Annotated in this window: 11 protein-coding genes; 10 read left to right on the plus strand and 1 reads right to left on the minus strand. The window is 47.9% G+C overall.

Going from position 1 to position 14,489, the window contains the following annotated elements; translation table 11 throughout:
- The first annotated feature begins 49 nt into the window (after positions 1–49).
- The 10 genes from D3H65_RS02640 (at position 50) to D3H65_RS02685 (ending at position 13,317) form a co-directional block, all read left to right on the plus strand.
- A complete protein-coding gene (locus tag D3H65_RS02640; RefSeq protein WP_245999666.1) occupies positions 50–3,232 on the plus strand; it encodes a SusC/RagA family TonB-linked outer membrane protein in 3,183 nt (1,060 codons plus the stop codon).
- A gap of 29 nt (positions 3,233–3,261) precedes the next feature.
- The gene (locus tag D3H65_RS02645; RefSeq protein ID WP_119048770.1) at positions 3,262–4,989 is read left to right on the plus strand and encodes a RagB/SusD family nutrient uptake outer membrane protein; all 1,728 of its coding nucleotides are present in this window, start codon (positions 3,262–3,264) and stop codon (positions 4,987–4,989) included.
- A 201-nt stretch (positions 4,990–5,190) separates the two neighbouring features.
- Entirely contained in the window at positions 5,191–6,831 is a 1,641-nt protein-coding gene (locus D3H65_RS02650) for a 3-keto-disaccharide hydrolase (RefSeq protein WP_162915372.1), read from the plus strand.
- A gap of 146 nt (positions 6,832–6,977) precedes the next feature.
- On the plus strand, positions 6,978–8,756 hold the full coding sequence (locus tag D3H65_RS02655; protein ID WP_119048771.1) for an alpha-L-fucosidase: 1,779 nt from the start codon (positions 6,978–6,980) through the stop codon (positions 8,754–8,756).
- Positions 8,757–9,053: 297 nt separating this feature from the next.
- Entirely contained in the window at positions 9,054–10,202 is a 1,149-nt protein-coding gene (locus D3H65_RS02660) for a glycoside hydrolase family 88/105 protein (RefSeq protein WP_119048772.1), read from the plus strand.
- 135 nt (positions 10,203–10,337) lie between these two features.
- Positions 10,338–10,820, plus strand: a complete 483-nt coding sequence (locus D3H65_RS02665) for a hypothetical protein (protein WP_119048773.1) — start codon at positions 10,338–10,340, stop codon at positions 10,818–10,820.
- A gap of 306 nt (positions 10,821–11,126) precedes the next feature.
- On the plus strand, positions 11,127–11,576 hold the full coding sequence (locus tag D3H65_RS02670; protein ID WP_211345607.1) for a thermonuclease family protein: 450 nt from the start codon (positions 11,127–11,129) through the stop codon (positions 11,574–11,576).
- An 87-nt stretch (positions 11,577–11,663) separates the two neighbouring features.
- A complete protein-coding gene (locus D3H65_RS33515) occupies positions 11,664–12,116 on the plus strand; it encodes a cold-shock protein (RefSeq protein WP_119048775.1) in 453 nt (150 codons plus the stop codon).
- On the plus strand, positions 12,097–12,831 hold the full coding sequence (gene nudK / locus D3H65_RS02680; protein ID WP_245999667.1) for a GDP-mannose pyrophosphatase NudK: 735 nt from the start codon (positions 12,097–12,099) through the stop codon (positions 12,829–12,831). Before D3H65_RS33515 ends, nudK begins: the two co-directional genes overlap by 20 nt.
- Before the next feature lie 72 nt (positions 12,832–12,903).
- Entirely contained in the window at positions 12,904–13,317 is a 414-nt protein-coding gene (locus D3H65_RS02685; protein WP_119048776.1) for a hypothetical protein, read from the plus strand.
- An 8-nt stretch (positions 13,318–13,325) separates the two neighbouring features.
- Here D3H65_RS02685 and D3H65_RS02690 read toward each other — a convergent pair whose 3' ends face one another.
- Positions 13,326–14,375, minus strand: coding sequence for a sensor histidine kinase (locus D3H65_RS02690; protein WP_119048777.1), 1,050 nt, complete (start codon positions 14,373–14,375; stop codon positions 13,326–13,328).
- Positions 14,376–14,489 lie beyond the last annotated feature (114 nt).

A 14,489-nucleotide genomic window follows, 5' to 3' on the forward strand; every position in this document is an offset into this window, starting at 1 on the left:
GGGGGCATCAGAAATTGCTTGTTTTCTATTCATTAATAAAACTGCCGTTATGAAATTTGCTTGCGTTTCTAAGCTATTATCCGGTTGGCGGATAAGATCAATGCACACGGGTATATATACCAGGGTGGTATGTACGCTGCTGTGTTTTCTTGTATTATGGAGACCTGTCACTGCCCAAACGGGCGCGGGTAAAACGATTACCGTGAAGGGCATTGTAAAAGGGGCGAAAGATGCGCCACTGGGTGGCGTAAGTGTCGTGTCGAAGGGCCAGGAAAAAGCCACGGTAACCCTGGCGGATGGCTCTTTCTCGATAACAGTACCCGCCAATTCCACCCTGTTGATATCCTATGTGGGATATGCCGAACAGGAGATCACTACTACAGATAAAGACCTGCTGGATGTGGTAGTGTCGCTTACGCCGGGCAAAGCTGCGATGGATGAAGTGGTGGTGGTGGGTTATGGAACCAGGCGAAAATCGGAATTGACCGGTTCTGTAGCTTCTGTAAATGAACAAACCATTAAAGATATACCAACCCAAAGCGTTGCTTCGGCTTTGCAGGGGCGGGTTGCCGGTATAGACATCCAGAAAGTGGGTGGTAACAGCAAACCCGGTGCAGGGGTGTCCATCCTCATCCGTGGCGCCCGCTCTGTGCGTGCCAGCAATGCACCGCTCATCGTGGTTGATGGTATCCCTTTCGGAGGCAGCTTCAATGACCTCAACCAGGATGATATTACCTCGGTAGAAATATTAAAGGATGCCTCTTCCACAGCCATCTACGGTTCACGTGGCGCCAATGGCGTTATACTGATCAGTACCCGCCGTGGTAAAAATGGCAAGGCCATTGTTTCCTATAGTGGTTATGCCGGTGTGGTGAAGCCGATTGGCCAGTATCACCTCATGGGTGCCCAGGAGTTTGCCGAATTGAAAAAGTGGGCCCGTTATTTTGGTGTATGGACCACAGGCAACAATCCGGTGAAAAAATATTCAGGCCCTGATGACCCCTTGCTTATTTCCGAAGCCTTTACCAATGATGAGCTGGAAGGATTAAAAGGCCCCGGTACCAACTGGCAGGACCTGGTATATAAAAACGGGATGCAGACAGATCACCAATTGAGCGTATATGGTGGAACAGATGTTACACAATATGCCATTTCCGGTGGTTATTACAAGGAAACAGGTGTTTTCCCCGGCCAGGAATTTGAACGTTATACCGTAAAGCTGAGTGTAGATCAGCAGCTGGGTAAAGTTTTCAAGATAGGCTTGAATTCATTGAACACTTTTTCTACCACCCTGGGCGAAGGCTTCAATCCCATGTCACAGGCCTTGCGTGCTTCGCCGCTGGTAGGCCCTTATGACAGCGATGGTAAGTTGCGCAATGACTTCCTGCCCGGCAGCCAAAGCCAGGTATGGAACCCATTGGCCGATTTTCTGGACGGCGCCAAGTCGGAGAAAAGGAAAAGACTGGGAACATTTACTTCCGCCTACCTGGATGTAAACCTGGGTGGCCTGTTAAAAGGGTTGAAGTACCGGTTGAATGCGGGTACTGAGATCAGGACGGATGTATATGGCAGCTTCTATGCCAGCAAGACAACCAACCAGATGGGTGCACAATCTATCTCTAATAACAGGACCAGTAACCTCACGAGCTGGACGCTGGAAAACCTGTTGACCTATGACAATACCTTCTTTGAAAAACACAAGGTGAACTTTACCGGTCTTTTCAGTGCACAGCAGGAGCGATCCAACAACAATGAATTTGAGAACCGCGATATCGTGGCAGATTACCTGGAATACTATAACCCTGAATTTGGTTTCAACCTCACCGGTACCGGTGGGTACTCCCAGTGGGGACTGGTCTCTTACATGGGCCGGTTGAACTATGGTTATGATGACCGTTACCTGGTCACCTTTACCGTGCGGTCAGATGGATCATCCAGGCTGGCCCAAGGCGAGAAATGGCAGGTATTCCCTTCTGCAGCAGTAGCCTGGAATATCCACAACGAAAAGTTTTTCAAGGTAAATGCTATCTCCAGTCTGCGCCTAAGGGCCGGTTATGGTAAGGTAGGTAATGCATCCATCAGCCCTTATGGCACTATTCCCCGCCTGGGCAGTGTAGTGTATAACTTTGGCGATGTGTTGAGCCGTGGCTATTATCAGACCAATGTAGGCAACAATACACTTACCTGGGAATATACCTCTACTGCGGAATTGGGTATCGACTTTGGGTTGCTTAATAATCGTATCTCCGGTAACCTGAACTTCTATAAGGCCTTCACCGATAAATTGCTCCTGCCCAAAGACCTGCCACCTACCAATGGTATCCAGAATTCTGTGTTGACCAATGTAGGTAAAACAGAGAACCAGGGTATTGAGTTCCAGATAAGTGCTCAGAATATCATTCCCAAAGGCAGGAACAGTTTTGGCTGGAGCACCGACCTTAACTTCTCCATCAATCGTGGTAAGATCACCCAACTGGCCGATGGCATTTTGCAGGATATTGGCAATAGCTGGTTTGTTGGTCAGCCTATCGGTGTATTTTATACCTATCAAAAACAAGGTATCTGGCAAAACACCAAATCAGATTCATTGGAAGCAGTTCGTTTAGGCCTCACTACAACCGGGTCTGGCAGTGTGATCGGTGATATCCGTGTATCCGATCTCGACAATAGTGGAACGATCAATGACCTCGACAGGAAGATCATCGGTACTACACAGCCCGACTGGACCGGTGGTATGACCAACCGTTTCACCTATGGTGGATTTGATCTGACAGTCGTTGCGTTTGCAAGATGGGGTTATATGATGAGCAGCTCCCTGCATGGCGGCGGATTTGTCAATACGTTCCAGGGTACTTACAACAATATCAAGACCCGCTATTGGACGCCCACCAATGGCGAAAATGAATATCCCAAACCCAATTATGGCCGTCAGAATCCTACCAACCTCAACCTGCTCGGTTTCTTCGATGGCAGTTTTGTTAAGATCAGGACCATCAGTCTGGGATATGCCGTACCTCCAACGGTGCTGAAGAAAACAGGCGCCCGCAGTATCAGGTTGTATGCTACGGTTAAAGATCCGTTCATTTTGTTCTCGCCTTTCCGCAACAATCCATATGGTGGATTGGATCCTGAATCAGGTGGTAGTGCATCGAGCCCCACTACAGGTACCGGCCTGGGTGTAGACACGCCGCCCACCTGGTCAATGCTGTTTGGCATTAACGTATCCTTCTAAATGTCAACTTATCAACAAAACATGTAAAGATGAAAAAGATATTCATATATGGTAGTATGATCGTAGCGATGGCAACAGCCAGCTGCAACAAACTATTGGAAGAAGAACCGAAATCTATTCTCACACCGGAATTCCTGAGTACTGAAAGGGGCGTTAATGCCGGATTGGAAGCTGCTTATGCAGGTATGCGCAATTACTGGGGCAACCAGGACTTATTTACCATGACCGTCATTGGCACCGACGAATTCCAAAGAGGCATAGATGGCAATACAGACATCAACAACTACGCCAGCACCTATACCAATAACAACGGCGCGGTGAAAAATATCTGGAGCAATGCCTACCGCTATGTAAATGCCTGCAATGGCGTGATCTCCTTTGGACCCAAAGCCGACATGGATGCCACTACCCGCAAAAGACTGATTGCTGAAGCCAAATTCCTCCGGGCCCAGTATTATTTTGTGCTGGTGCAATTCTTCCGGGATATTACCCTGTACACCGAATTTGTGGACCAGCCACTAACGAGCGCCAGGCGTGATCCGTTGGCCGATGCCTATAAGCTCATCATTAAAGACCTCAATGAAGCCATCGTAGACCTGCCTGCCGGTCCGCGAAGCAGCAATGTACAGCCCGGAAGGGCCAGTGTAGCAGCAGCCAAACATGTGCTGGCCAAGGTATATCTTGCCAAAGCAGGTTCTCCTGTCAAAGAAGCCACCGATTATGAAGAGGCTTACAAAGCAGCCAAAGACCTGATCGATAAAAAAAGCACTTATGGCCTCAGTCTGCTGCCCGATTTTAAGGATGTACACAAGGAAGGCAATGAGAACAATGCAGAAGTGATCTGGACCGTTCAGCATACCACCAATATTACCTACAACGGCCCCAACAACAGCAGCGGTGCAGACAATGTACTGAACCACATGTATGTGGGCCAGTATGATAAAATGGGCTTAAAAAGAAGCAAGGAATACGGCCGCCCGTATATCCGGGCCGTGCCTACCACCTGGGTATTGGAAGAAGCTTTCAAGGACCGGGTAAATGATACCAGGTATGCCAAAACCTTCCAGACATTGTGGATTGCCAATTCAACGGCCAAAGCAGACATTGAAGCGGTAAAATGGCCCGACCCCTTGCCGCCCGGTGCGCCTGCCGGTGCAGTAGCCGGTCAGCCTAAGATCAAAGCCATTGGCGATACAGCTATCTACATGCCGGGAACCGACAGAACGGATGCACAGATCGCAGCAGCTCCCTACCTGCTGATCCCTCCCAGGTTATATGATTCCCGGATCGCACCTACCGTAACCAAATACTTCGACAGCAAGAAAGCCTCTGTGAACGATCCTTCTATTCGCCCGGTGATCGTATATCGCTTTGCAGAGACCTACCTGATTGCAGCCGAGGCGGCGATGATGACCAATCGTACGAGTGAAGCCGTCAATTATATCAATGCCGTACGGGAAAGAGCCGCCTCTGCAGGTAATGTGGCCAATATGCGCATCACCGCCGATGTACTGAATACCAAAGGCATCGACTTTATCCTGGAGGAGCGCACAAGGGAACTGCTGGGCGAGAACCTGCGTTGGTGGGACCTCGTAAGAACAGGCAAATTGCTGGAAAGAGTGAAGTTGTACAATGGAGATGCCAAGGACAATATCCAGGAAAAACATATCCTGCGGCCGATATCATTGGACCAGCTCAACAGAACAACTACCGGCGAACCGTATAAGAATGATCTTTATTTCCCGGCGTGGAATTAACGCGTTAACTGATTATTGTCAGGTTGAGTCCCGCTGAGGCGGGATAAACGCTGTCGAAGGCGTTTAAAGGGGTGGGTCGCCCTCTAAGGGCGGCTCACCCTGATCTAAAGGAGCTTGTCGAAACCGACTATACTATCAGGCTGGGTTTGTCGAAATACTTCGATACGCTCAGCCTGATCTCAATATTGAAATAGAATACTTATGATCATACATCGCTTTTGCTATTTGACCAGCTTGTTGCTGTTGGCTGGTGTGGTGATGGGACAAGACTTTAAACCTTTGTTCAACGGCCGTAACCTCGAAGGCTGGCATTCCTTTCTGAAGACCAAAGGGAAGGACAACGATCCCGACACCGTGTTTTCGGTAAAGGACGGTTTATTACGTATTTCCGGAAAAGAGTTTGGTTATATCGTTACAGATCGTTCATTTGCCAATTTTCACCTGGTGTTGGAATTCAAATGGGGAGAAAAGAAGTTTCCTCCCCGCGAAAACAGGGTACGGGACAATGGTATCCTGTACTACGTGGTGCAGGATGATAAGGTTTGGCCGCGCTCCATTGAATGCCAGATACAGGAAGGCGATTGCGGCGATTTCTGGCTCATCGACAGTGTAACCGTAGTCATCGATGGCGTAAGGACTGCTTCCACCAAAAATACACGGGCGATCAAAAAGAAGGACAATGAAAAACCTACAGGAGAGTGGAACCGCCTGGAGATCATGGCCCGGGATGGGCGCTGCGTACATATCATGAATGGGGTAGTAGTGAATGAAGGAGCTGAAGCCAGTTTGCGTAGTGGTAAAATATTGATACAATCCGAAGGGGCCGAGATCTATTACCGGAAGATCGAGATAAACGAAGATCCCGCCACCATAAAATTACCCCCGGCGCCAAGGCCGGCGGCCCGCGCGCCGGTACCCGATGTGCTGCCGGGCAAAGGGTTGGCGCAGCATGATTTTCTGTACACCGGCCAGTGGGATACCCGTAAGGATTCTCAAACCCTGTCCCTGGTACAAAAAGGAAAAGTCGTATGGCAATATGCCATTCCCAATAAAGACCGCAATAATATATTGAGTGAGTTCAGTGATATTCACCGCCTCTCCAACGGTCATATATTGTATGCCTGTAAGACCGGCGCTGCAGAGATAACAGCCGGTAAAAAGATCATATGGAGCTATGAATGCCCAGCGGGATCGGAATGTCATTCGGCCCAGCCCATCGGTCTTGATAAGGTATTACTTTGCCAAAACGGTACACCGGCCAAAGTAATATTGATCAATAAGAAGACCGGAAAGGTAGAAATGGAACAGGTGGTGCCTACCGCCCGCCCCGATGATCCTAAAAGCGTGCATGGCCAGTTTCGCCAGATGCGGATGACCAATGAAGGCACTTACTTATTGCCGCACCTCAATATGGGCAAGGTGATCGAATATGATAAAAATTGGCAACCCATCTGGACAGTAGATGCGCCATCCGCCTGGGCGGCTGTACGACTGAAGAATGGCAATACCCTCATCAGTGGCAACCAGCATGGCTATGTGCGCGAAGTAAACACCAAAGGAGAAATTGTATGGGAGGTGAACAAAGATGACCTGCCCGGTTTTCCCTTGTATACCGTGCACCAGGTGGTGCGGCTCAACAATGGCAATACGGTAATCTGTAACTGGGGCGGTTTCCTGCGCAAGGAAGATTGGGATAAGGTGGTGCAGGTAATTGAAGTAACGCCCGATAAAAAAGTAGTGTGGGCTTTGCACCAGTGGAATAATCCCGACCTGGGCCCCTCTTCCTGCATACAGATGCTCGATGAGAAAGGAAAGGACGAGAAAGGAGAGTTACAACGGTAAAACAACCTGTATTTACATGATAATGGCTGTTTTGGTGCGCCGCGTTGCCAAAATAACTTAATAGGTGGTAAATCACCGCTTACAGGTATCCGGACATAATGTTTCTATTGCGTAAAAAATATTCACTTTTGCGTAATAGGAATTGTATGATCTTGAAACGATTAATGCTTGTCAGTTTATTAGGAGTTGCTTTGGCTGCCAATGCCCAGGATGAAATGTGGGATAAATCCGCCTCCGGCCGCCAGCACCCCAATATCCAATGGTTCAAAGAGGCTAAGTTTGGCATGTTTATCCATTGGGGTCTGTATTCCAAACTGGGCGGCGTATGGAACAATAAGCGGTATTATGGTAGCGGGGAATGGTTGATGAACCAGGCGAAGGTACCCGCGGATATATATGCCGCCGAAGCGGCCACCTTCAATCCGGTCAACTTTAATGCCGATGAGTGGGCTTCCCTGGCCAAAGAGGCGGGAATACGCTATATGGTCATCACGGCCAAGCACCACGAAGGTTTTGCCATGTACGATTCCAAAGTAAGCGACTTCACGATAGTTAAATCTACTCCCTATAAAAAAGACCCCATGAAAGCCCTGGCCGATGCCACACGCAAGCGGGGCATTCAATTTGGTTTCTATTATTCCCAATTCCTCGATTGGCATGAACCCAATGGTGGCGGCAATCGCTGGGATTTCGATGAATCCAAAAAAGACTACCAGCGTTATTACCGCGAGAAATCCATTCCCCAGCTCAAAGAACTCCTCACTGGTTATGGACCACTGGGCATTGTATGGTTTGATATGCCGGGCGGACTTACCAAACAACAAACCCAACAGCTGGTGGATAGCCTGCGTGTACTGCAGCCTGCCAGTTTATTCAGCAGCCGGGTAGGGCAGGGCCTGGGCGATTACCGCGACTTTGGAGATTCGGAAGTGCCGCCTGCGCCCATCAATGAAGTATGGGAGTCTATTTACACCCACAATGACTCATGGGGCTATATAGAGCATGACATGAACTTTAAATCACCCCGTGAAATTATACGCCTGCTGGCCAATGTCGCTTCCAAAGGCGGCAACCTGATGTTGAATGTAGGACCCGATGGTAAAGGCAATATCCCTTACTATTCCGTACAGTATTTAAAAGCTACCGGTAAATGGCTGCAGCAAAATGGAGAGAGCATCTATGGTACTACCTATGGTTTTATCCCGGCGCAGCCCTGGGGGGTGACCACCGCTAAACCCGGTAAATTGTACTTGCATATATTGGACAGACCGGCAGATGGTAAATTATTGTTACCCGGTTGTGCAGTAACAGTAAGTAAAGTATATACCCTGGTAGGCAAACGCGTTTTGAGCTTTGCCAAAAAAGGAACCGATGTGATCGTGAACATTCCTGGTATGGACGCCCAAAGCCCCAATACCGTATTGGTGGTGGAATACCAGGGCAAGGCGCCTGCTTATGATACCGCTGCACCCGTCACCGTGTCGGCTCAATTTTCGGTGAATACCATTGAAGCCGTACATGCAAAAATGACCGACAGTGCCCGCGTGAAAAGCCTTACCTACAGTCATTATTTCGGTGATTGGAAGCATTCGGTATGTGTGACCAATATGATGGGGCCTAAAGATGAAGCACGATTTGATATCCGTATTACGGAGGCCGCCGATTATAAGGTGATCCTGGAATATGCCTGCAATGCCGAAAGCGGCCGGCAGGAAGGCAGTGTGCTGGTCAATGACAAAGAATATCTTTTCCGTACCCTGCGCAGCTCAGAGTTTGATAAGAGCAATCCCCTGATGTTCATCCAGCATGCCGTAGCCATCACTACTATTGGGCAGCCTGGTTTGTACACCATTGCCGTGAAACCCCTGCAGCAGGGCAAGGAATTGTTTAAACTGAAAAGCGTACGCCTGGAACCGATAAAATAATGTCAGGCTGAGTTTATCGAAGCCGACTTCTACGGTACAGCCTTGCTAAAATAGCTGAATAGGAAGTAAACTGTGGGCTATGTATATTGGGATTTTATCCGTCAATTGCAGGTGTTAAGTAGAGTGAGCGCAGAATATAGCAAGGTTTACAAATAGCATGAGCAAGCAATTTTTATCAGTTAAGCTCACTATACTTATACTTAATAAGTAGTGGTAAGTCACTTCTGCCAGGCAGGGGTGGCTTATCTTATTAGCACAGGACACGCTGAATATCGCACATACAAACAATTGATGTCTATGAATACAACGTTTAAATGTCTGTTGCTGGCAACAGGTATTGTTTCTCTGACCGGCTATACCGGTTATGCGCAATCAAAAAAAGATGCCGGTGGCCTGAAGAACTGGCCCAAGGGCACTTCTCCCCTGGAAGTAGGTAAAAAGGTGGCAGCTCGTTTTGTGGAAGTGCCCCACCAGAATTTTGGAAGGCCCACGCCTCCCAAAACCATTACCTACCCGGAAGTGTGCACCTGGTATGGCGCCCTCACTTTCGCAAAGGAGAGCAAAGACAAAGGGTTGGTGACACAGCTCGTCAACCGTTTTGAACCCCTGTTCACTACGGAGGCCAGCATGGTACCCGTACCCGACCACGTAGACTACTGTGTATTTGGTGCTGTTCCCCTGGAACTGTATATGCAAACCAAAGATCAGCGTTACCTTACCATGGGCAAGACCATTGCCGATAAGCAATGGGGACCTCCCGAAGGGCCGCGCGTAAAACAACCCGAGAGCCAGGATTATTACAACCGCGGACTTACCTGGATGACCCGTATGTGGATCGATGACATGTTTATGATCACAGCCGTTCAGGCGCAGGCCTACCGGGCTACCGGCGATAAAAAATACATCGAGCGGGCTGCCAAAGAAATGGTGGTGTACCTTGACTCCCTGCAAAAGCCCAATGGTCTTTTCTACCATGCACCTGATGTGCCTTTCTTCTGGGGCCGCGGTGATGGCTGGATGGCCGTAGGGATGGCTGAGTTGCTGCGTTCCTTGCCTAAGGACAATCCCAACCGGGCACGCATCATGCAGGGGTATAAGCTCATGATGGCCTCGCTGCTCAAATACCAGGCAGGATCCGGTATGTGGCGTCAGCTGATCGATGACGCTGAATCATGGCCTGAGACATCCTGCACGGGTATGTTCACCTTTGCGATGATCACTGGTGTGAAGGAAGGCTGGCTGGATAAAAAGACCTACGAGCCGGCTGCCCGTAAAGCCTGGCTGGGCCTCATCACCTATATTGATGATAAAGGCGATATCCGCGAAGTATGCCAGGGCACCAACAAAAAGAACGACCGCCAGTATTACCTCGACCGGGAGCGTATGACAGGTGATATGCATGGACAGGCGCCGGTATTGTGGTGCGCTACGGCCTTGCTGAGGTAAGGAATAGCGTAATTGTTAAAAAATTTAACGAAGGGCAGCCGTCAATGGCTGCCCTTCGTTATTGAAACGTTATTTAAGTATGACAGCATTAACTTTTGCCCATCGTTTGCTGTCTATATAAGCAAATAGAGAGTTATGAAAAAGTTACTGATGATCACAATAGCAATAGGACTGGCAGTAGGTGCTTCAGCGCAGAAAGTTGTTCGTGGCGGTGGCTATCATGTCGTAAGGCCCCGTGTATCTGTGGGCCTGGGATGGGGATATTCTCCCTTCTATTCGCCCTGGGGTTATGGCTTTTACTCACCCTGGATGTATGCTCCTTATGCCTATAATTATGGCTCCTCAAGACCATCCAGGCTGGACCTCACCATCCAGGATATAAAGTCCGATTATAATGACCGGATCAAATCCGTAAGGATGCAGGACGACCTGACAGGCCGTGAGAAAAGGCAAACCATCCGCCAGTTAAGAGATGACCGCGACAAAGCAGTTGTGCAGGCGCAAAAGGATTACTATTACAAACGGTCCGGCAAGAACAGACCCTCCAATAATAGCAATAACAACAGCAACGACAACAGCGACAGCAAAGACAACAACAATAACAGCGACAGTGAGTAATACCTCACTGGCTTCCAGTCCTCTATAAGGGTGAGCCGCTTTTAGCGCCTCACCCTTTGTCATTCAGGGGCAATGTCGTTGAATTAAGCTGTCACCCTGAGCCTGTCGAAGGGCTTCCGGTGGAAAACAAAATATCCTTCATGATGGCTTCGACAAGCTCAGCCTGACATTCGTTACTTAATTCAACGACATTGCATTCAGGGGCTTTTTCAGTACATTGTATAGGATATGATGTATAAGAGACTGTTATTTTGTTTGTTCTTGATCGTATGTTTATTTCCCGTGGCTTGTGAGTCACGCAACAGATTGAAAAATGACGCCGGCGGATATGTAGTAGTGACTAAAGTGGTGGATGGCGATACGTTTTATTTTGACAATGGGAATGCCAGGGGTGAAAAAGCCCGGCTGATTGGCGTAGACGCCCCTGAATCAAAGACAGTTTTTAAGAAACGGGTAGGATATTATGGTAAAGAGGCAAAAGCATATTTGACAACTTTACTGGTAGGCCAACAAGTGAAACTAGAGTATGACATTGATCGGGAAGATCAATACGGAAGGGCACTTGTTTATGTATACCTGGAAAATGGCACTTTTGTCAATGCTGAATTGGTAAAGCAGGGTTATGCAATGGTGATGACGGTTCCTCCCAATGTAAAGCATGCAGCATTGTTTTTACAGTTACAACAGGAGGCCAGGAAAAAGAATAGGGGTCTTTGGCAGCCTGAGGTAAAACAAACCGCTGTCTTATTGCCATGAATGATTGATACACAACGCACTACAGGATTAACACCAATTGTCGGATAAATAGCTGACCTTTAGCAGAATCAATACGGACATTTAAATATGGCTAAATCACAGGAAACAATAGGGAAAAAGGAAAAAGAGAAGAAGAAAGCGAAAGAAAGACAGGAAAAATTACAACGCAAGCAGGAGCGAAAAGCCAACAACAAAGGCAAGAGCTTTGAAGATATGATCGCGTATGTAGATGAAAATGGTAATTTCAGTTCTACGCCCATTGATCCTCAAAAAAAGCGCGTCATTAATGTAGAAGACATTCAGATTGGTGTTCCCAAGCAAGCTCCCATCCCGGAAACTGAGCGCATCAGAAAGGGTGTGGTGAAGTTCTTCAATGACGCCAAAGGTTTTGGATTCATCAATGATAGCGTTACCCAGGAAAGTGTGTTTGTACACATCAACCAACTCTCCGGTCCGCTGAAAGAAAAGGATAAAGTGAGTTTTGAAGTGGAGATGGGACCTAAGGGGCCTAGCGCTATCAATGTTAAGAAAGAAGGATAAACACGATCCGTCCAATCGCATTATAGTATTTGCAGGAAAGTCTGGCATGGCCAGGCTTTTTTCTTTTAGTATACCTCAGGCGCCCAATAACAGGATTGTTGTAATATTGAAGTTTGAATATATAAATGAAGAGACGATGAATGATAAGATCAGGATACTGCAAAATGAAGTACTTTCTGCTAACTGGTACACTTTAAGAAAGATCACCTACGAATACCAGAAACCCGATGGTAGCCTGGAAAAGCAAAGCCGGGAAGCCTATGACCGGGGTAATGGCGCCACCATCTTATTGTACAATAAAGAAGCGGGTACGGTTATCTTAACCCGCCAGTTCCGGATGCCCACCTTTCTGAATGGCAACGAAACAGGCATGTTGATCGAAGCCTGTGCCGGCTTGCTGGATAAAGACAACCCGGAAGATTGCATCCGGCGCGAAACGGAAGAGGAAACCGGTTATAAGGTTTCGGAAGTACGGAAGGTATTTGAAGCCTATATGTCGCCCGGATCAGTAACAGAGATCTTGTATTTCTTTGTGGCCGCCTATACAAAGGCGATGAAAGTGAATGAGGGTGGAGGCATTGAACACGAGCAGGAAAATATTGAAGTGCTGGAGTTGCCGTTTACTAAAGCACTGGAAATGATCACAACCGGCGAGATCAAAGATGCCAAAACGATCATGCTGCTGCAATATGCTCAGATACAGTCCCTGGTATAACCTGGCTTTACAAGAGATCGACCTCATGCAACGGTTAAGTCTGGATGGAGGTCAATTAGTAAATTACCTGTTATGCGCCAGCTTCTTGCCATTGTATTATTACTTTCTGTTATTGGTTGTAGTAAGGACAAAGAGAATGATCCGGGTAAACTCATTCCTGAAACGGGTGGCATCTATAAAGGCACTTTCCAGCGGAAAACCGCTTCGGGCGGAGCGATCGTTTCTGTAACGCTGGATCTTACGGGTAATACCTTTAGCGGCCAGCCTGCAACGCCGGGACGTTATCCTGTTATTGGGAGGGGTAGTTATACCATCAACGACAATAAGATCAATTTTGTTGACTCCCTTTATTATACGGCCGATTTTGATTGGACACTGATCCTTTACCGGGAGTATGAACTGGCCAAACAAGGAGATTCTATCACCTTCACCCGCAATTATAATAACCACGCCTGGGATATCTATAAGTTGAAAAGGCAGCAATAATATTTGCCTTAAACCGGGGCTTCTTCTTCTACTTTTATGAGCGGCACTACCACCGCAAAGGTCTTCTCGTCTTCCTGTACGATAATATCATCCTGTTTCAACAGTTTGTATTTCTTTACAATATTATTAAGGCCCACCTTATTGGAAGAGATACGCTTCTTGCGCTGCAGGTTGTTGGAGACTACCAGCCGCGGACCAGTCACCGTGGTAATAAAGATCTGAAGCGGCCGGTCTTTCAGCATCATATTGTGTTTCACCGCATTTTCCACCAGCATCTGAAGGGTAAGGGAAGGGATGCGGTACCATACCAGCTCATCCGGGATGTCCACTTCCAGGAATAAGCTTTCTCCATAGCGTGTTTTGAGCAGGTGGTAATAGGATTGAATGAATTGCATTTCCACCCATAGCGGCGCAAGGTCATCCTCATTGTTACGCAGCAGGTAGCGGTACACCTTGCACATTTCATCCAGGAATTTTTCTGCTTTGGTGGGGTCTTCGCTAATGAGGGAGGAAAGCGAGTTGAGACTGTTGAACAAAAAGTGAGGGTTCACCTGTGCTTTAAGGCTTTCCAATTGCGTTTGCAGGTTTTCTTTTTTGAGTTGCTCCGCTTCATCCGTCACCTTCTTCCATTTTTCATAAAAAGCCACGCCTTCATGAAAGCTGGCGGCCAGTATGGAAGCGCCGGCGCTCGACAAGGCTGCCAGTACCATATGCCATACATTCAATTCATATTGAAAAAAATGCACCCGGTCGTACAGCACGAAGACCATCACCACCGTCACTACTGTAACCAGCACATACAGCGCCATGGAGGTCAATACACGCCTGATGGTTTGGTTGTAGCGGGGATATCTGGCATTCATGATGAGGGCAATAATGATCTGCAGGTACCAGGACAGGAGGCCAAATCCGCCAGACAGGAAGGTCGACCACCAGAAGATGGCGGCCCCGGAAAAGTAGCGTTTTCCGAAAATGCAATAATTGACCAGAATGATCACCGGTGGCAATAGCAGGCCGATGATCAACCAATCCTTTTTGGTGTAATATGCCAATTTCATAAATGCTGGAAGGCAGGCTAAAATAGTGGGTCGGGGCCGCTATACCTAACCAGGTTGCATGAATTGCTGGTAATACCGTTTGAATTGAGGAAGGAGAGAGAAGCAGGGCAAAAA

The sequence above is a fragment of the Paraflavitalea soli genome, from assembly GCF_003555545.1.
GTDB lineage: Bacteria > Bacteroidota > Bacteroidia > Chitinophagales > Chitinophagaceae > Paraflavitalea > Paraflavitalea soli.

Excerpts from the sequence above, each read along its gene's own strand:
- D3H65_RS02640 (WP_245999666.1), top strand. The coding sequence starts at position 50 with ATGAAATTTGCTTGCGTTTCTAAGCTATTATCCGGTTGGCGGATAAGA.
- D3H65_RS02645 (WP_119048770.1), top strand. The coding sequence starts at position 3,262 with ATGAAAAAGATATTCATATATGGTAGTATGATCGTAGCGATGGCAACA.
- D3H65_RS02650 (WP_162915372.1), top strand. The coding sequence starts at position 5,191 with ATGATCATACATCGCTTTTGCTATTTGACCAGCTTGTTGCTGTTGGCT.
- D3H65_RS02655 (WP_119048771.1), top strand. The coding sequence starts at position 6,978 with ATGATCTTGAAACGATTAATGCTTGTCAGTTTATTAGGAGTTGCTTTG.
- D3H65_RS02660 (WP_119048772.1), top strand. The coding sequence starts at position 9,054 with ATGAATACAACGTTTAAATGTCTGTTGCTGGCAACAGGTATTGTTTCT.
- D3H65_RS02665 (WP_119048773.1), top strand. The coding sequence starts at position 10,338 with ATGAAAAAGTTACTGATGATCACAATAGCAATAGGACTGGCAGTAGGT.
- D3H65_RS33515 (WP_119048775.1), top strand. The coding sequence starts at position 11,664 with ATGGCTAAATCACAGGAAACAATAGGGAAAAAGGAAAAAGAGAAGAAG.
- nudK (WP_245999667.1), top strand. The coding sequence starts at position 12,097 with ATGTTAAGAAAGAAGGATAAACACGATCCGTCCAATCGCATTATAGTA.
- D3H65_RS02685 (WP_119048776.1), top strand. The coding sequence starts at position 12,904 with ATGCGCCAGCTTCTTGCCATTGTATTATTACTTTCTGTTATTGGTTGT.
- D3H65_RS02690 (WP_119048777.1), bottom strand. The coding sequence starts at position 14,375 with ATGAAATTGGCATATTACACCAAAAAGGATTGGTTGATCATCGGCCTG.